This window comes from Streptomyces griseomycini, from assembly GCF_014203535.1.
Taxonomy (GTDB): domain Bacteria; phylum Actinomycetota; class Actinomycetes; order Streptomycetales; family Streptomycetaceae; genus Streptomyces; species Streptomyces griseomycini.
Genome location: NZ_JACHJI010000004.1, coordinates 322,647 through 341,041, shown reverse-complemented (window position 1 = coordinate 341,041; position 18,395 = coordinate 322,647). Strand labels below are relative to the sequence as shown.

At 70.0% G+C, this 18,395-nt stretch carries 11 protein-coding genes; 2 read left to right on the top strand and 9 right to left on the bottom strand.

The features are described from left to right. Positions 1-126: 126 nt before the first annotated feature. From FHS37_RS13315 to ngcE, 5 genes are all read right to left on the bottom strand, one after another. A complete protein-coding gene (locus FHS37_RS13315; RefSeq protein WP_184821131.1) occupies positions 127-1,227 on the bottom strand; it encodes an ABC transporter substrate-binding protein in 1,101 nt (366 codons plus the stop codon). 135 nt (positions 1,228-1,362) lie between these two features. Beyond that, positions 1,363-2,574 carry an ROK family transcriptional regulator gene (locus tag FHS37_RS13310; protein WP_184821129.1) on the bottom strand — a complete coding sequence of 404 codons (1,212 nt, stop codon included), beginning with the start codon at positions 2,572-2,574 and terminating at the stop codon, positions 1,363-1,365. A 193-nt stretch (positions 2,575-2,767) separates the two neighbouring features. Beyond that, entirely contained in the window at positions 2,768-3,703 is a 936-nt protein-coding gene (locus FHS37_RS13305; RefSeq protein WP_184820581.1) for a carbohydrate ABC transporter permease, read from the bottom strand. 15 nt (positions 3,704-3,718) lie between these two features. Further along, positions 3,719-4,648 carry a carbohydrate ABC transporter permease gene (locus FHS37_RS13300; RefSeq protein WP_184820579.1) on the bottom strand — a complete coding sequence of 310 codons (930 nt, stop codon included), beginning with the start codon at positions 4,646-4,648 and terminating at the stop codon, positions 3,719-3,721. A gap of 81 nt (positions 4,649-4,729) precedes the next feature. Beyond that, positions 4,730-6,187: an N-acetylglucosamine/diacetylchitobiose ABC transporter substrate-binding protein gene (gene ngcE, locus FHS37_RS13295; RefSeq protein WP_184820577.1), complete on the bottom strand. Its 1,458-nt coding sequence runs from the start codon at positions 6,185-6,187 to the stop codon at positions 4,730-4,732. 376 nt (positions 6,188-6,563) lie between these two features. Here ngcE and FHS37_RS13290 point away from each other — a divergent pair, with 376 nt between their 5' ends. After that, on the top strand, positions 6,564-10,379 hold the full coding sequence (locus FHS37_RS13290; RefSeq protein ID WP_184820575.1) for a GH92 family glycosyl hydrolase: 3,816 nt from the start codon (positions 6,564-6,566) through the stop codon (positions 10,377-10,379). A 156-nt stretch (positions 10,380-10,535) separates the two neighbouring features. Then, on the top strand, positions 10,536-12,500 hold the full coding sequence (locus tag FHS37_RS13285) for an alpha-glucuronidase (protein ID WP_184820573.1): 1,965 nt from the start codon (positions 10,536-10,538) through the stop codon (positions 12,498-12,500). Here FHS37_RS13285 and FHS37_RS13280 read toward each other — a convergent pair. Genes FHS37_RS13280 through FHS37_RS13265 form a run of 4 tightly spaced genes read right to left on the bottom strand, consistent with a single transcriptional unit; the run spans position 12,494 to position 18,388 of the window. Beyond that, complete coding sequence (locus tag FHS37_RS13280; protein WP_184820571.1) at positions 12,494-14,539, bottom strand: beta-galactosidase; 2,046 nt, start codon at positions 14,537-14,539, stop codon at positions 12,494-12,496. The genes FHS37_RS13285 and FHS37_RS13280 overlap by 7 nt on opposite strands. Continuing rightward, complete coding sequence (locus FHS37_RS13275; protein ID WP_184820569.1) at positions 14,536-15,222, bottom strand: hypothetical protein; 687 nt, start codon at positions 15,220-15,222, stop codon at positions 14,536-14,538. Before FHS37_RS13275 ends, FHS37_RS13280 begins: the two co-directional genes overlap by 4 nt. Continuing rightward, complete coding sequence (locus tag FHS37_RS13270; protein WP_184820567.1) at positions 15,219-16,736, bottom strand: GH39 family glycosyl hydrolase; 1,518 nt, start codon at positions 16,734-16,736, stop codon at positions 15,219-15,221. The genes FHS37_RS13275 and FHS37_RS13270 overlap by 4 nt, the downstream gene beginning before the upstream one ends. Then, the gene (locus FHS37_RS13265; protein ID WP_184820565.1) at positions 16,733-18,388 is read right to left on the bottom strand and encodes an ABC transporter substrate-binding protein; all 1,656 of its coding nucleotides are present in this window, start codon (positions 18,386-18,388) and stop codon (positions 16,733-16,735) included. The genes FHS37_RS13270 and FHS37_RS13265 overlap by 4 nt, the downstream gene beginning before the upstream one ends. Between the last annotated feature and the right edge of the window lie 7 nt (positions 18,389-18,395).

Below are 18,395 nucleotides of genomic sequence, written 5' to 3'. Positions count from 1 at the left end.
CGTCCGGCGCCCCGCGTAGCTTGCGGGGCTGGTGTGTGCGGGGCGCCGGCGGAGCGCGTGGCAGTCGGTCCCGTGGGGGAGCCCAGGTCACGGACTCCCGTACGTGTCACGGGACTCGGGGACTGCTTACTTGAGGCCGATCTTGTCGCAGGCGGCCTTGTACTTGTCCGTGCAGATCTCCTGGACGGTGTAGATGCCGTCCTTGATCACGGTGTCCTTGATGTTGTCCTTGGTCAGCGACACGACCGGGACCAGGACCGAGGGGATGCCCTTGTCGGTGGGGCTGTCGACCTTGTCCTTGGCGATGGAGTCCAGCGACTTGCCCTGGGCGAGCGCGACGGCCATCTCCGCGGCGACGTCGGCCTCCTGCGGGTACGGCTTGTAGACGCTCATGTACTGCTCACCGGTGACGATGCGCTGCACACCCGCGAGTTCGGCGTCCTGGCCGGTGACCGGGATGTCGTCGATGCCGGCGGCCTTCAGGGCGGTGATGATGCCGCCCGCCATGCCGTCGTTGGCGGAGTAGACGCCGACGATCTTGTCCTTGCCGAGGGCGGAGATGGCGCCCTCCATGTTGGCGTTGGCGTTCTCCGGCTTCCACTCCTTGGTGTCGTACTCGCGGCCGACCTTCACCTTGCCGTCGAGGACGGAGTGCGCGCCCTCCTTGAACTGGGCGGCGTTCGGGTCGGTGGCGGACCCGTTCATCATGACGATCTGGCCGTCCTTGGCCTTGTCGCCCAGCGCCTCCAGCAGGGCCTCGCCCTGGGTCTTGCCGACGGTCACGTTGTCGAACGAGGTGTAGGCGTCGATCGGGCCCTCGGCCAGGCGGTCGTAGGCGACGACCGGGATGCCGGCGTCCTTGGCCTTCTTGACCGAGCCGGCGATGGCCTTGGAGTCCACCGCGTCCACGATGAGCACGTCGACCTTGTTGGTCACCATCGTGTCGACCTGCTGGTTCTGCAGGCTGGCGTCCTGCTTGGCGTTGGCGTAGACGACCTCGCCCTTGTTGTTCGTGAGCTCCTTGACCTTCTTCTCGATCAAGGGCTTGTCGAACTTCTCGTACCGCGCGGTCTGGTTCTCCGGCAGGAGCAGACCGACCTTGATGTTGTCGCCCTTGGCGGCGGAGTCGCCGGAGTCCTTCTTGTCGCCCGACTCCTTGGCGCTGCCACAGGCGGCGAGCGAGACGGCCATCGCACCCGCGGCGACGGCGACGGCGGCACGACGCATACGCATGTTCACTTCTACTGAACCTCCCTGACGAGGCCGCGTCGTTGCGGCCGAGGTGGCTGGAAGTCAACTCGGCCACACGTGCGACGTCAAGAAGTAAATCCTTAACGAGATGGCAACGGTGCCATCCGTTCTCTAAGTGAAGGCAGGGGTCGCCGTCGCGAGCGAGCCGGTCGCGGTGCCGTCCAAAAGGGTCGAATCGCCCATCTCGCTGAGGGCGAGGGCGAGCGCTCCGAGCACCTCCGCACGGCCCCCGAGCGCCCCGGGGAGAACGGACAGTTGGCGCGCCGCACTGGGGATCGCGTAGCGGCCGACGGACTCCCTGATCGGCCCGAGCACCAGCTCGCCGGCCTCGGCGAGATCACCGCCCAGGACCACGCGGCTCGGGTTCAGCAGGTTGCACAGGTTGGCGACTCCCATGCCGATGTGGCGGCCGACGTCGGCGATCACCCGACGGCAGCCCGGATCACCGTCCCGCGCCAGCCGCACGACGCCCTCCATCGTCAAGTCGGTGCCGTGACCGGGCTGGAGCAGCGGCAGCACGTAGCGCGCGGACGCGAAGGTCTCCAGGCAGCCGCGGTTGCCGCAGCGACAGACCGGGCCGGATTCATCGAGTGTAATATGCCCGATTTCTCCTGCGGTGCCGCCGGGACCCCGATAGATCTTCCCGCTGATCACCAGGCCCGCGCCGACACCGCTGGCGACCTTGATGTACGCCAGGTCGCGCACGCCCCGGCCGCTGCCCCAGACCATCTCGCCGAGCGCGCCGAGGTTGGCGTCGTTGTCCACGTGCACCGGCACGCCGAGCCGCCCCCGCAGCTCCTCGGCGGGCTTGGTGCCGGTCCAGCCCGGCAGGATCGCGGTCGAGCCGAGGCTCCCGGACTCCACGTCGATCGGTCCGGGCACGCCGAGACCGATCCCGGCGACCTTGGCGCGGTCCACCCCCGTGGCCTCGATCAGCCGGTTGACCAGCTGCTCCGCCCGGTCGAAGCCCTGGGTCGAGGAGGCGTCCACATCCAGTGGCTCGGACTCCTCGGCCAGCACCTGGTGGGCGAGGTTCCCGACCGCGACCCGCAAATGCGTGTGACCGAAGTCGACGCCGATGACGATGCCGGCGTCCCCGCTCAGCGAGACGCTGCGGGCCCGGCGTCCGCCCGCCGACGTGGGCGTGACCTCGACCGTTCCGCCGTCCTTCAGTTCCCGGACGATGTTGGAGACCGTCGCCGCGGACAGGCCCGTCGTCCTCGCGATCTCGGCCTGGGTGAGGGAACCCGCAAGGCGTACTGCTCGGACGACCCGCTCCAGGTTGGCTCGATGCAGCGACGACTGCGACCCCGGAGTCTCCACGACGACCTCCTGCGCGCGGGGCCGCTTCGGCGAGACCCCGCTCATGTCCAACTAGTGAACTCTAAGCTGAGCTGTTCGGGTTGCCTCCCGTCAAGAGGTTGAACCGTTTCCGGGTACATCCGGGTGCACGGACACATACGCGGACGCCGCCCCCGGGAACGGGAGCGGCGCGTGTGGGAGCGGTTCCGCAGGGTTATTTCAGGGTGGCCGAGGTGAGGCCGGCCTGGACCTGGCGCTGGAAGGACAGGTACACGACCAACATGGGCACCATGGCGATCGTCACACCCGCGAAGAGCACCGGCAGGTCGGAGGCGTACCCCTGTTGCTGCTGGAGCTGGATGAGCCCCTGGGTCAACACGTAGCGTTCGGGGTCGTCACCGCTCTGCGGCTGCATCAGCACGGTCGGCAGGATGTACTGGTTCCACTGGCCCAGCGTGTTGAAGATGCCGACGCTGAGCAGGCCGGGCTTCGCCATCGGCAACATCACCTGGAAGAACGTCCGGGTGTGCGAGGCCCCGTCGAGGACCGCCGCCTCGAAGACCGCCGTGGGCAGCGTCCGGAAGAAGGCGTGCATGAAGAACACCGTGAACGGCATCGAGTAGGCGACGTACACCAGGACCAGGCCCTGGTAGGTGTTCAGCATGTCCAGCCGTTTGACCATGAAGAACAGCGGCACCAGGGCGAGGAACACGGGGAACATCGCACCGGCGACGAAGAAGTAGTACAGGAACCGGTTGCCCCAGAACTCGTACCGGGCCAGCACGTAGGCCGCCATCGACCCGAACAGCATGGTCAGCGGCACGGAGAAGACCAGTACGACGACCGTGTTGAGGAAGTAGTCGCCGATGCCCTTCTCCCAGGCGCGGGAGAAGACGCCCATGTCCCAGTTCTGCGGCCAGCCGAAGGCCGAGCCGCCGATCTGGGCGTCGGTCTTGAAGGAGCTGAGCACCAGCCACACCAGCGGCAGCACGATCAGCACCGCCCACAGGGCGAGGAAGCCGTGCGAGAAGACGTTCAGCACGACGCCTTCGCCGCGCCGGTCACCGGGGCGCGCGGACGCCTTGCTCACCGGCGGCGGGGGCGGGGTGGGGCCCCCGGTGGGGGCGGTTTCCTTGAGGGGTGCGCTCATCGTCGTTACTCCGCCTCAGAACTCGATGCGCTCGCGACGGGTGGCGCGCAGCATGACCACGGACACGATCAGGGTGAGGACCAGCATGACCACGCCCATGGCGCAGGCGTAGCCGCTCCTGCCGTACAGGAGGAAGTTGCGCATCATCACGGTGGACATGACCTCGCTGTGGTGGTCGGGGCCACCGCCGTAGTCGCCGGCGGTCATGGTGGAGACCAGGATGAACATGTCCATCGCCGCGATGCCGAGGTAGACCCACGCGGTCTGCACGGAGTCCCACAGCAGCGGCAGGGTGATGCGGAAGAAGGACTGGGCGCGGCCGGCGCCGTCGATCAGCGCGGCCTCGTAGATGTCCCGGGGAATGGACTGCATGGCGGCCGAGAACAGCACCAGGTAGAAACCGACGCCGTGCCAGACGACCACCGCGATCAGCGCCCACAGCACGAAGTTCGGCTCGTTGAGCCATTCCACGGGGTTGTTCTCGTCGACCAGCCCGAGTTTGATCAGGACGCCGTTGAGCATGCCGCCGTTGTCGCTGCGGTACACCGCTCCGAAGAGCACCGCCATGATGGCCAGGGACAGCACCTGCGGGAAGAAATAGATGACCCGGTAGTACTTGGATCCGGCGACTCCCGAGACACCTCCGGAACGTCCGCGTCCGCCCGCGTTCACCATGAAGGCGAAGAACAGGGCGAGCAGGATGGTGATCACCGGGATGAACACCAGGAACAGGATGTTGTGCCAGATGGCTCCCATGAAGATGTCGTCCTCGAGCAACTTGGCGTAGTTGTCCAGGCCGACGAAGCTGAAGGTCTGCGACTGCCCCTTCCAGTCGGTCAGTGAATAACCGAACGTCTGGATGTACGGCCAGATCACGAAGATCAGGTAGAGCGCCACGGGGAAGAGGAGAAATCCCGCGACGAACCGGTGCTGCCCTTTGCGCATGGCGTTCCTGCCCCTGGTGTCCCCGTTCCGGGCCGGGGAGAATTCCGCCGGCCCGGATTCCGGTCGGTCGAGCGAGCGAGATCAGTCGCGGCGGTTCTTCTTCGAGTCGGGGTCCTTGGCCTGCTTGTCGACCGCGGCCTGGGCCCGCTTCAGCCACTCGTTCGGCTGGATGCGCTTGGCCATCAGCTCGTTGGAGGCGTTCTCGATGGCGGTGCCCATCTCGCTGTACCACTCGGTGTACAGGTAGCGGAAGGTGTTGTCGCCGGCCGCCTTGGAGGCCTCGACGGTGGACTGGGTGCCCGGCCGCAGCTGGACGTTCGGGTCGACGCCGTCCTTGAGGATGGTCAGCGAGTTCGCCTCCTTGGCGAAGATGGTCGACCACTCCTTGGAGAGCATCGCCCGCATGAACTCCTTGGCCGCGGGCAGGTTCTTGGCCTTGGACGGGATGATGAACGGCTCACCGGAGCCGGCCCGGATCGCCTCGAAGGGCAGTGCGCTGCCGGGCAGCAGCGGCATCGGCAGGAACTTCATGTCGAAGTCCGCCGGCGTCGTCTTGAGCTGCTCGTTCTCCAGCCAGGAGCCGCTGGTGATGAACGCGGCCTTGTACTGGTTCCAGCGGGTCTGCGACTCGTTGTGGGTCAGGCCGTTCGTACCGGGCATCAGATAGCCCTTCTCGACGACCTCGTAGACGGCCTCGATGGCCTCCTTGGCGGCGTCGGAGCCGACGAACGCCTTGGGGTCGAGGTTGTCGATCGCCTTCATGGCGTCCAGACCGCCCTTCTTGGCGATCAGGTCCATGATGGCGACGTTGATGTAGTACGGGTACTTGCCCTGGTGGGCGAGGCCGCCGATGCCCTGGGACTTGGCGTCCTTGCAGATGGCGAGGAAGTCGTCCCAGGTCTTGGGCGCCTCCCAGCCCTTCTCCTCGAAGAGCTTGCCGGAGTACCACAGACCCCACACCGTGTAGATGTAGTTGAGGGCGACGACCTTGCCCTCCTGCATGCCCGCGTCGAGCGTGCCGGGGACGAGGGTGTCGCGGACCTTCTTGCTCGGGTCGTCGATCGACGGGGCGTCCAGCACCTCGGCCAGGTCGAGGAGCTGGCCGTTCTTGTACAGCACGTCGATCGGGATCTGCTGGGCGCCGGCGTCGTCGACGATGTCCGGCGGGTTCCCGGCGTTGAACCGGGGCTGGAGCTTGCCCGTGATCTCCTGGGTGCCGGTGTGGGTGGAGGTGACGCCCCACTTCTTCTTGAAGGCGGCCTCCCACGCCTTGGCGTAGTCGTCCCCGTAGCCGCCCTTGAAGATGACGACGTCGAGTTTGCTGCCCTTCTTGACCCCGAACGGGTTGGACTCGGACGTCTCGCCCTTGTTCTGCCCGGAGTCGTCGTCCCCGCCTCCGCTGGCGCACGCGGACAGGAAGCTCATCGTCGGTACGGAAATCAGGCCGAGTGCGGCGGACCGCTTGATCAGATCGCGGCGGCCGACGCCGGCCGTGGGGCGGTCACCGGTGCCGGTGTTCTCGGCGGACGTGGATCCCATGCTCAAGTCCTCGCCTTCTCCAGGACTCAGGCGGTGAACCGGATCCTCCCCGGCACCGCGTTCGGGTCAAGCTGGGTCGTGCAGAAAGTGCGGGTGGTACATGGTCGGGTGCGGTGGAGATGCCCCGGAGTGCCGACAGGTATAGTCCACTTCCCGGCGACGGAGCAAGATCGAATACAAGGTTCACCGTGGGTCTTTTCCGAGTTGAGACCTCGCGGAAATGTGAGCGGCCGACGCGTTCCCGCACGGATAAAACCTCGTCGGCGAGCCGGAATGGCACATTCAACACCCTTGACAGCAGCGGTCACTTGACCCACTACTGGTGCTTGCGCATTGAGATTGACAACGTTGTCCAGCGCAGGGAGGGTGCTCGCGCATGCAACACGGAGTTCGGCACAGACTTCGGCACAGATGGGGGACGGCGGTCGTCGCGGCGACCGCCTTCGCTCTGACCGCGGGCTCACAGGGCGCCGCGGTCGCGCTGCCCGAGGCGCCGCCGAAGGCGGACCGGGAGTTCGCCTCGTCGTTCGAGTCCGGGGACCCCGCTCCGGACTGGTTGAACACCGTCGACACCACACCCGACGGCGACAAGCGCGCCTCGGGCGTCGACGGCGGGTACAGCACCGGCATTCCGGGCAATGTCACCGACCACGTCACGGACGTCCGCGCGAGCGCGGAGAACACCGGCGGCGGGGAGGTGAAGGAGAACCTCGTCGACGGCGAACCGGGCACCAAGTGGCTGGCCTTCGAGCCCACCGGCTGGGCGGAGTTCGACCTGGACGCACCGGTCGAGGTGGTCCGGTACGCGCTCACCTCCGCCAACGACCACGCCGAGCGCGACCCGCAGGACTGGACCCTGAAGGGCTCCACCGACGGCGAGGACTGGAAGACCCTCGACACCCGCTCGGGCGAGTCCTTCGCGGAACGGTTCCGGACGAAGGTCTACGACGTCGACGCGTCGGCCGTCGCCGCGTACCGGCACTTCCGCATCGAGTTCACGAAGAACCACGGCGGCGGCATCATCCAGCTGGCCGACGTCCAGTTCTCCACCGGCGGCGACGACGGGCCCGTCCCGCAGGACATGCTCTCGCTGGTCGACCGCGGCCCCAGCGGATCGCCCACGGCCAAGGCGGGCGCCGGTTTCACCGGGAAGCGCGCCCTGCGGTACGCCGGCCGGCACACCGCCGACGGGCGGGCGTACTCGTACAACAAGGTATTCGACGTCGACGTGGCGGTCGGCCGGAACACCCAGCTGTCGTACCGGATCTTCCCCTCGATGGCCGACGGCGACCTCGACTACGACGCCACCAACGTCTCCGTGGACCTCGCCTTCACCGACGGCACCCACCTGAGCGACCTGGGCGCCGCCGACCAGCACGGGTTCCCGCTGACCCCGCGGGGGCAGGGCGCTTCGAAGGTCCTCTACGTCAACCAGTGGAACAACGTGGTCTCCCGGATCGGCTCGGTGGCGGCCGGCAAGACCGTCGACCGGATCCTGGTGGCGTACGACTCCCCCGAGGGCCCGGCGAAGTTCCGGGGCTGGCTGGACGACGTGGCGCTGCGGCAGGTCGCGCCCGAGCGGCCCAGGGCGCACCTCTCCGACTACGCCGTGACCACCCGGGGCACCAACTCCAGCGGCGCCTTCTCCCGCGGCAACAACTTCCCCGCGACCGCCGTGCCGCACGGCTTCAACTTCTGGACCCCGGTCACCAACGCCGGCTCGCTGAGCTGGCTGTACGACTACGCGCGCGGCAACAACGCGGACAACCTGCCGACGATCCAGGCGTTCAGCGCGAGCCACGAGCCGAGCCCCTGGATGGGCGACCGGCAGACCTTCCAGGTGATGCCGTCCGTCGCCGCCGGCACCCCCGACCTCGGGCGTGAGGCACGCGAACTGGCCTTCCGGCACGAGAACGAGACCGCCCGGCCGTACTACTACGGGGTGCGGTTCGAGAACGGCCTGAAGGCCGAGATGGCGCCCACCGACCACGCGGCGATGCTGCGCTTCACCTACCCCGGCGACGACGCGAGCGTGCTCTTCGACAACGTCACCGACCAGGCCGGGCTGACGCTCGACGAGGAGAACGGGATCGTCACCGGCTACTCGGACGTCAAGTCCGGGCTGTCCACGGGCGCGACCCGGCTGTTCGTCTACGGCGAGTTCGACAAGCCGGTGACGGAGGGCTCCGCGGAAGGGGTCAGGGGCCACCTGCGGTTCGACGCGGGCGACGACCGCCGGGTCACCCTGCGCCTGGCCACCTCCCTGATCAGCGTCGACCAGGCGAAGGACAACCTGCGCCAGGAGATCCCCGGGGGCCGGTCCTTCGAGGCGGTCAAGAAGAGCGCCCAGCGCCAGTGGGACCGGATCCTCGGCAAGGTCGAGGTCGAGGGCGCCACGCCGGACCAGCTGACCACGCTCTACTCCAGCCTGTACCGGCTGTACCTGTACCCGAACTCGGGCTTCGAGAAGGTCGACGGGGAGTACAAGTACGCCTCGCCGTTCTCGAGGATGCCGGAGCCGGACACCCCGACGCACACCGGCGCGAAGATCGTGGACGGCAAGGTGTACGTCAACAACGGCTTCTGGGACACCTACCGCACCACCTGGCCGGCGTACTCCTTCCTGACCCCCTCCAAGGCCGGTGAGCTGGTCGACGGGTTCGTGCAGCACTACAAGGACGGCGGCTGGACCTCCCGCTGGTCCTCCCCCGGCTACGCCGACCTGATGACCGGCACCTCCTCGGACGTCGCGTTCGCGGACGCGTACGTCAAGGGCGTCGACTTCGACGCGGAGGCGGCGTACGACGCGGCCGTGAAGAACGCCACCGTCGTGCCCCCGTCGTCGGGCGTGGGCCGCAAGGGCATGGCGACCTCGCCGTTCCTCGGCTACACGAGCACCGAGACGCACGAGGGCCTGTCCTGGGCGCTGGAGGGCTACCTCAACGACTACGGCATCGCGAAGATGGGCGAGGCGCTGTACGAGAGGACCGGCGAGAAGCGCTACCGGGAGGAGTCCGCGTACTTCCTCGACCGCGCCCGGGAGTACGTCAACCTCTTCGACCCGGAGGCCGGGTTCTTCCAGGGCAAGGACCTCGCGGGCAAGTGGCGCGTGGACTCCGCGAAGTACGACCCCCGCGTGTGGGGCCACGACTACACCGAGACCAACGGCTGGGGCTACGCCTTCACCGCCCCGCAGGACAGCCGGGGCCTCGCCAACCTCTACGGCGGCCGGGACGGCCTCGCGGACAAGCTCGACGCGTACCTCTCCACCCCCGAGACGGCCTCACCGGACTTCGTCGGCTCCTACGGCGGCGTCATCCACGAGATGACCGAGGCGCGGGACGTCCGGATGGGCATGTACGGGCACTCCAACCAGGTCGCCCACCACGCCCTGTACATGTACGACGCGGCCGGGCAGCCCTGGAAGACGCAGAAGAACGTCCGCGAGGTGCTGTCCCGCCTGTACACCGGCAGCGAGATCGGGCAGGGCTACCACGGCGACGAGGACAACGGCGAGCAGTCGGCCTGGTACCTGTTCTCCGCGCTCGGCTTCTACCCGCTGGTGATGGGCAGCGGCGAGTACGCCATCGGCTCCCCGCTGTTCGAGAAGGCGACCGTGCACCTGGAGAACGGCCGCGAGCTGGTCGTCAAGGCGCCGCAGAACAGCGCGAAGAACGTGTACGTGCAGGGGCTGAAGGTCAACGGCAAGCGCTGGGACTCCACCTCGCTGCCGCACTCGCTGATCGCCAGGGGCGGGGTCCTGGAGTTCGACATGGGCCCGCGCCCGTCCTCGTGGGGCACCGGCGCGAAGGCCGCGCCGGTGTCGATCACCCAGGACGACGAGGTGCCCACGCCCCGGAAGGACGCGGTCGAGGGCGAGGGCGCCCTGTTCGACGACACGTCGGCGACCGGCGCCACGGTGTCCGCCGTCGAGCTGCCCGTCACCGGGGAGACGAAGGCCGTGCAGTACACGCTGACGTCCGGTGACCACGCCGAGGCTCCCACGGGCTGGGTGCTGCAGGGCTCGGCCGACGGTGAGACGTGGACGGACCTGGACGAGCGGACGGACGAGTCCTTCCGCTGGGACCGGCAGACGCGGGTCTTCTCGGTGGACGAGCCGGAGGCGTACGGCCACTACCGGCTGGTGCTGACCGGTGAGGCGGCGCTGACGGAGGTGGAACTGCTGAGCTGACGCCTGCTCGCACGGCGGGTCCGGACGCCGTCCGGACCCGCCTCTTCCCTGGATCCCCCGGGCCGCCGGGTACCTCTCCGGTCCCCGGTGCACCAGAATGGGAGCGGTTCCCGGGGCACTCCGGGCGGCGCGTCCGAGGCGAGGGGAAGAGCGGGGATGACGGACTCCGGGGACTTCGACGCGGCATGGCTGCCGCCCGCCGCGTTCCGGGCGGTCGGCGGTCGGCGCTCGCTGGTACGCGCCGCCGCGGGGCCGCTGGTGGACACGGTGTACGGCGAACTGGCCGACGCCTGCGAGCGGTTCGGCGGCCGGGTGGTACGGGACGGCGCCGCGGAGGAGCCCGAGCTGGTCCTCGAACTGACCGGTGACGATCCCGGCGACGAGGGGTTCGCGCTCGAACGCCGGGACGGGACCACGACCGTCACCGCCTCCGGCGCACGCGGCCTGCTGTACGGCCTGTTCCACGTCGTACGGCTCGGGGAGGACGCCTTCCACGGCGAGCGGGCCCGGGAGACGCACCGTCCGGCGCTCGCGACGCGCATGCTCGACCACTGGGACAACGTGGCCGTGCACCCCGTCATGGGCCAGGTCGAACGCGGCTACGCGGGCGGTTCGCTGTTCTGGGCGGACGGCAGGGCGCGCGGCGACCTGGACCGGGTGCGGGCGTACGGCAGGCTGCTCGCCGCGTGCGGGATCAACGCCGTCGCGGTCAACAACGTCAACGTGCACGAGACCGAGGCGCACCTGCTCACCGACCGGATCGGCGAAGTGGCCGCGATCGCCGACGCGCTGCGTCCGTACGGCGTCCGCACGCATCTGTCGGTCACCTTCGCCGCGCCGATGGTGCTGGGTTCGCTGCCCACCGCCGACCCGCTGGACGGGGCGGTGCGCGGCTGGTGGGCGGAGGCGACCCGCCGGGTGTACGAGGAGATCGGCGACTTCGGCGGATACGTCGTGAAGGCCGACTCCGAGGGCCAGCCCGGCCCGTTCGCCTACGGCCGCTCGCACGCCGACGGCGCGAACATGCTGGCCGCCGCGCTGGAGCCGTACGGCGGCACGGTGCACTGGCGGGCCTTCGTCTACGACCACCACCAGGACTGGCGGGACCGCAGGACCGACCGGGCACGGGCCGCGTACGACCACTTCACCCCGCTGGACGGGGAGTTCGCGGCGAACGCGGTGCTCCAGGTCAAGCACGGGCCGATGGACTTCCAGGTGCGCGAGCCGGTCTCCCCGCTGATCGGTGCCGTGCCGGACACCCGGCTCGCGGTGGAACTGCAGGTCACGCAGGAGTACACCGGGCAGCAGCGGCACGTGTGCTGGCTGGGCCCGATGTGGAGCGAGGCGCTGCGGTTCCGTCCGGACGGCGAGGTGAGCACCGGACGGCTGGCGGACGGGCTCGTGGCCGTGTCGAACGCGGGCGACGACCCGTTCTGGACCGGTCACCCCCTCGCCCAGGCCAACCTCTACACCTTCGGGCGCCTGGCCTGGGACCCGGCGGCGGACCCGCGGGCGGTCCTCGGCGAGTGGATCGCGCTGACCCACCCGGGAGCGGAGGAACGGCTGGTCGCCGGGCTGCACGCGGTGCTGGACGGCTCCTGGTCGACGTACGAGAAGTACACCGCCCCGCTCGGTGTCGGCTTCATGGTGCAGCCGGGCCACCACTACGGGCCGAGCGTCGACGGCTACGAGTACAGCCCCTGGGGCACCTACCACTTCGCCGACCGGGACGGCGTCGGCGTCGACCGCAGCACGGCGACCGGCACCGGGTACGCCGGTCAGTACGCCAAGCCGTGGTCCGAGGTGTACGAGTCGCCGGAGACCTGCCCCGACGAGCTGCTGCTGTTCTTCCACCACGTGCCGTACGGCCATGTGCTGCACAGCGGGAGGACCGTGATCCAGCACATCTACGACACGCACTTCGAGGGCGTCGAGGAGGTCGAGGAGGCCCGCCGGGTGTGGGCGGGCCTCGCCGACCTGGTGGAACCGGCCCGGCACGCGCGCGTGGCCGAGCGGTTCGAGGAGCAGCTGCGCAGCGCCCGCGAGTGGCGCGACCAGGTCAACAGCTACTTCCTGCGCAAGTCCGGGGTGCCGGACGGGCGGGGGCGCACGATCTACTGAAGGCGCAGGACCGTCACGCCGAGCGGGCCGAGGGTGAGGGGACCGTCCCGTTCGACGTGCTCGCCGGTGAGCAGGTCGGTGGCGGTGGCGTGCGCGGTGAGGCGGACCGGCTCGGAGGCGTGGTTGAGGAGGAAGAGCAGGCGGGTGCCGTCGGGGGCGACGCGGGTCGCGGTCTCGACGGTGCGGTGGCCGGCGTACGGGCCGACGAGGTCGTGCCGGGCGAGGACGCGGCGGACCACGTGGTCGACGCCCGGCCGGTCCAGGGCGGTGGCGACGTACCAGGCCTCGCCCTCGCCGACGCGGTGGCGGGTGACGGCCGGGGTGCCGGCGTAGAAGTCGGCGCCGTAGGTGCCGACCGGTTCGGCGCCGCGCGGCTGCACGAGCTCGAAGACCAGGCGGGCGTCAGCGGTGAGGCCGCCCAGGTGGACCGGGTTGACGACCTCTTCCCGGCGCGCGTCCCACTCGTCGATCCTGATGCCCGTCAGCGGGGCGAGCGGTCCGGGGACGTCCGTGGGGAAGGCGCGGCCGTGTTCGTCGACGCGGCCGGAGAGGAAGGTCGCCAGCACGGTGCCGCCGCGTGCGGCGACCGCCTCCAGGCGGGCCGGCAGGTCGTCCTTGACCATGTGCAGGACGGGGGCGAGGACCACGGCGTAGGGCGTGAGGTCGGCGGTGACCGGGACGACGTCCACGTCGGCCCCGGCCTCGCGGGCGGCGCGGTAGTAGGCGTGGACGGTGTCCTGGTAGCGGACGAGGCGGGAGGGGCCGTCGGACGTCTCCAGCGCCCACCAGCTGTCCCAGTCGAAGAGGAGGGCGGTGCGGGCGGGGGTGCGGGCGCCGAGCGTCGCGCCGCCCAGCGTCCTCAGCTCCTCCCCCAGTTCGGCGACCTCCCGGAAGACGCGGGTGTCGGCGCGGCCCGCGTGCCCGATGACGGCGCCGTGGTACTTCTCGCAGGCGCCGCGCGAGGCGCGCATCTGGAAGTACAGCGCGGCGTCCGCGCCGTGGGCGACGGCCTGGAGGGTGGCCAGGCGCAGCTCGCCGGGGCGGCGCAGCGGGTTGACGTCGCGGCAGGCGGTGGTGGACGGGGTCTGTTCCATCAGCCAGAAGGGGGCGCCGCCCTTCAGGCCGCGCGTCAGGTCGTGGGCCAGGGCGGGGGCGGTGGGGGGCGCGTCGAGGGGCGGGTAGCTGTCCCAGGACGCGAAGTCGAGGTGGGGCGCCCAGCGGTGATAGTCGAGGGGGCGGAACATCCCCATGAAGTTGGTGGTGACGGGGGTGTCCGGGTCGTGGGCGCGGATCGCCTCCTTCTCGGCGAGGAAGCAGCCGAGCAGGGCGTCGGTGGTGAAGCGGTGGTAGTCCAGGGTGAGGCCCTGGAAGGCGGTGTGGTCGGGGCCGCGCCAGTGCTCGGTGAGGGCGCTGGGCGGCTCGACCTGGTCCCAGTCGGTGTAGCGGTGCGACCAGAAGGTGGTCCACCAGGCGTCGTTGAGGGCGTCCAGGGTGCCGTGGCGCTCCCGCAGCCAGGTGCGGAAGGCCTCGGCGCACAGGTCGCAGTAACAGGCGCCGCCGTACTCGTTGTTGACGTGCCAGGCGAGCAGGGCGGGGTGGCCGGCGTGGCGTTCGGCGAGGCGGCCGGCCAGCGCGGTGGCCGGCCGGCGGTACGCCGGTGAACTGGGGCAGAAGTTGTGGCGCTGGCCGTAGCGGTGCCGGCGGCCCTCGAAGTCGGTGCGGTTGACCTCGGGGTGCCGCTTCGCCAGCCAGGGCGGGAGTGCGGCGGTGCCGGTGGCGAGGCAGACCCGGCGGCCCTCGGCGGCGGCGCGGTCGAGGACGCGGTCGAGGACGGTGAAGTCGTAGGTGTCCTCCGCGGGCTGGATGAGGGACCAGGAGAAGACGCCGACGGTGAGGGTGTCGATGCCCGCCCGGGCGAACAGCCGGTGGTCCTCGTCCCACACCTCCTCGGGCCACTGCTCGGGGTTGTAGTCGCCGCCGTACGGGATCCCGTCGGTGTGCGGGAGCCTGCCGTCGTCTCCGGGGCGGGGCGCGGTCATGCGGTGAACTCCTCCTGGGTCTCGGTGATCACCGGGCGGCTGCTCTGCAGGAGCGACAGCAGCAGCGGCGCCGCCAGCAGGGCGGGCAGGGCCTCGGTCATGAGGGCGGTCAGGGCGGCCGTGAGGACGAGCAGGGAGAGCGCGCCGAGCGTGGCGCGGCCGTGCCGGAGCAGGAAGTAGGCGGCGAGGCGGGCGGTGTCCCGGGCGCGGAAGGTGAACAGCGCCGTGAGGACGAGGGCGTGCGCCCCCCACAGCAGGAAGACCGTGCCGATCACGCCGAGCAGGACGGCCCACCACGTGGGCAGGCCGGTCGCGGAGAAGTGGGTGAGGGTGAACGCGATGACGGTGAGCCATGCCAGCAGCGGCGTCCACAGCTTCAGCGCGGGGAGGGCGCCCAGGCGCCAGCCGCGCAGATAGGCGCGGGCCGGGTGCAGGTCGGTGAGGTCGCGGCTGCGGTGGTGGAGGGCGTAGACGGCGGCGGCGAGGGCCGGGCCGAGCGGCAGGAGGCACAGGGCCGCGAGGGGCAGGTTGGACGGGTCGGCGGCGAGCAGGAACAGTCCGGCCAGGCCCGGCGAGGCGGCCAGGAGCAGCAGCGCCTCGACGGTGACCAGGGTGTGGACGAGGGCCGCGGCGCGGGAGAGGGCTCCCGCGCCGAAGCCGTTCGCGCGGACCGCGCCGCTCACGGCGTCTCCCGGCCGAGCAGCCGCCGCTCGTCCCACCAGGGCGGGGTCTCGTCCTCGAGCGGGGTCAGCTCGACGAGGGTGACCTCGTGCCGGGCGAGCGTCAGGGCCAGGTCGACGCGGCCGTCCTCGACGGGCAGCCGGCGGTGGCCGCGGGACGGTTCGGCGGCCTCGCGCAGGACGTCCAGCTGCGCCGGCTCCGGGGAGCGCGGGCTGCCCATGTGCCGCCAGGCGGCGTAGGCGTTGCCGTGCTCCTCGTCGACGGTCGAGCGGCGGACGAACACCTCCCCCGCGGGCCGGGTGCCGACGGGGACGGACAGGCGCAGGGCGTGCCGCTCGGGGCCGGGCGTCAGGCCGCTCGGGTCGACGGGCGCCCAGGCGAGGACGGTGACCCGGCCGTCGGCGTGCCTGGTCACCAGGTGGTCCCCGCCGTGGGCCAGTCGCTCCTGCCCCATGCGGGCCATGAACGCGTACAGGTGGTAGGTCGGCTTCTTGATCTGCCGGTGGGTGAGGAGGCCGAAGCCGCCGTGGAACGGCGCGGTGGGCACGCCGGTCTCCTCGAACACGTCGCTGAACGTCCAGTAGGAGAAGGAGTCGGCGTGGTCACCGCCCGCCGTGACGACGGGGGCGAGGTAGGCGGCGTGGAAGGCGGTGTCGTGGACGGGGTTGTCGGGGCGGTAGGAGGAGTTGAACTCGGTGATGTGGACGGGGAGTCCGGCGAGCCGGGTGCCCTTCAGCTCCCGGTGGGGCGCGGCGAACTGGTCGAGCAGGTCGCCCGCCGGGGCGAGGGTCTGGTGGACGCCGAACGGGACGTGCTGGGCGCGCCCGGAGGTGTAGGCGTGCCGGGACACGAAGTCGACGGGCACGTCGCGCCGTTCGGCGAACTCCGCGAACCGCTCCAGCCAGCCGTCGGCGCCGGGTGAGACCGCGGGCCCGCCGACCTGGAGGCCGGCGTCGACCTCCTTGACGGCGTGCGCGGTGGCCTCGTACAGCCGGTGGTAGGCCGCCTCGTCGGCGTTCTCCCAGAACCCGGGCAGGTCGGGCTCGTTCCACACCTCGATCGGCCAGGTGCGGACCTCGTCGGCTCCGTAGCGGTCGACGAGGTGGGTGAGCGTGGCCCGGACGAGGGCGGTCCACTCGTTCGTCTCGCGGGGCGGGGTGACGTTGCCGCGCCACCAGAACACCGTCTGCCTCCCGGACGCCAGGCCTTCCGGCATGAAGCCGAGTTCCAGGAACGGGCGGATGCCCCGCTCCAGGTAGGCGTCGACGACCTGGTCGACGTAGGTGAAGCTGTGGTGGACGTGCCGGGCGCCCTGCCAGGTGTAGGGCCGGTGGACTCCCATGCCGTCGCTGAGCAGGCCGTGGCCGCGGATGTACCGGAAGCCGATCTCGCGCTGGAGCAGGGCGAGGGAGTCCTGGTGGTCGCGGCGCAGGGCCAGCTCGGCGCGGCCGGTGCCGACGCACAGGCGCCAGGCGTCGGACAGCCGGCCGGCCGGTTCGGTGGGGACGCGGATCACGCGTTCTCCTTCTCGTACCGCTCGTACGCCTTGTTGTGCAGGTCGACGAGCTGCTGCATGTTCTTCGCCTTCAGTTCGGCGACGTAGTCGTCCCACTCGGACATCGGACGCTTGCCGAGGACGAACTGCAGGAGGTTCTGCGTGACGTGGTCCTTCAGCGGCGTGTCCCACAGGGAGGCCTGCTCCTGCTCGACGGACCCGAGCGGGTGCGGCGGGTCGACGGGGAGCTGCTCGCGCTGCGCCATGGCGGCCTGGAACTTCTTCTCGTCGGGGCCGAAGGAGGAGGAGACCAGTTCCCAGCTGCCGCCGTAGGAGAAGACGCCGTTGTAGAAGCCGAAGTCCTTCTGCATGTCCTTCGGGGCGTCCGGGTCGGAGCCGAGCAGGCTGACGCCCTCCTTGGGCCGGTACGCGCCGGGCCCGGAACTGGTGTAGGTGACGCCCTCGACGCCCCACTTGGTGAACAGCTGGCCCTCGTCGGAGTACCAGAGCCAGTCCACGAACTGCATCAGGGCGACGAAGCTGTCGCTCTCCAGTGCCTTGCTGGAGATCATCATGCCGTTCTCCAGGCGGCTGCCGCCGAGCACCACGGGGCCGGCCGGGCCGAGCGGCACCGGGATCATCTCGATCCTGGAGCCCTCGACCTGCTTCTGCAGGTTGTAGCGGTAGTTCTGGACGAGTTCCTGCGGGTTGGCGCTGATGACGAAGGACTTCTCCGCCAGCAGCTTCTTGACCGCGTCGTCGTCGGTCTGGGTGAAGCTCTCGGGGTCCATGAGCTGGTCGGCGACCAGCTTGCGCACGTACTCGACCATCTGGCGGAAGCCGTCGGAGGCGCCGGTGAAGACGAACTTCTCCTGTGCGGGGTCCCAGCTGATGTTGAGGTAGGACCAGCCGGCCCGGACGCCGAAGGCCTGGCCGAGGTAGCCGAACAGGGCGCCGGCCGGGAAGGTGGTGTTCGTGCTCCAGCGGTCGGAGAACGGGTAGCGGTCCGGGTACTCCTCCCTGAGCGCCTTCAGGACCTCGTACACCTCGTCCCAGGTGCCGGGCGCCTTCAGGCCGTGCTTGTCGAGGACGTCGGTGCGCAGGGCCAGCGAGTAGCCGGACTTGACCTTCTCGTGCAGGCCGGGCAGCAGGTAGAACTTTCCGTCGGACTGGCGCAGGGAGTCCAGTTCGGGCTGGAGTCTCCACTGCTTCACCTTGGCCTGGAAGTTGGGCATCAGGTCGAGGTACTCGCTGACGGGGAGGATGGAGCCGGAGGACACGAACGGGGTCTCGGCGCCCGGGTAGGTCTTCGGGATGAGGAAGGGGGCGTCGCCGGCGCCGATGAGCAGGCTGCGCTTCTTCTCGTAGTCGCTGAGCGGGACGGCGATCGGCTCGAGGGTGACGCCGGTGCGCTCGGTGAGCTCCTTCCAGAACAGCCAGTCGTCCTTCAACGGGTAGACCGGGTTGTTGTTGTGCAGCACCTCGAAGGACAGCGGCTTCGTCGCCTTGAACCGGTCGCCGGCGCGGTACTGCTTCATGGCGCCGTCCTGCTTCTTGGAGAGGTCCTTGCCGTCGGACGACTCGTCGCCGCTGCCGCAGGCGGTGAGGGTGGCGAGACCGATGAATCCGGCGGCGGCGAGGATCTGGCGCCGCGACAGACCTGCGTTGTTCACGGAGGGC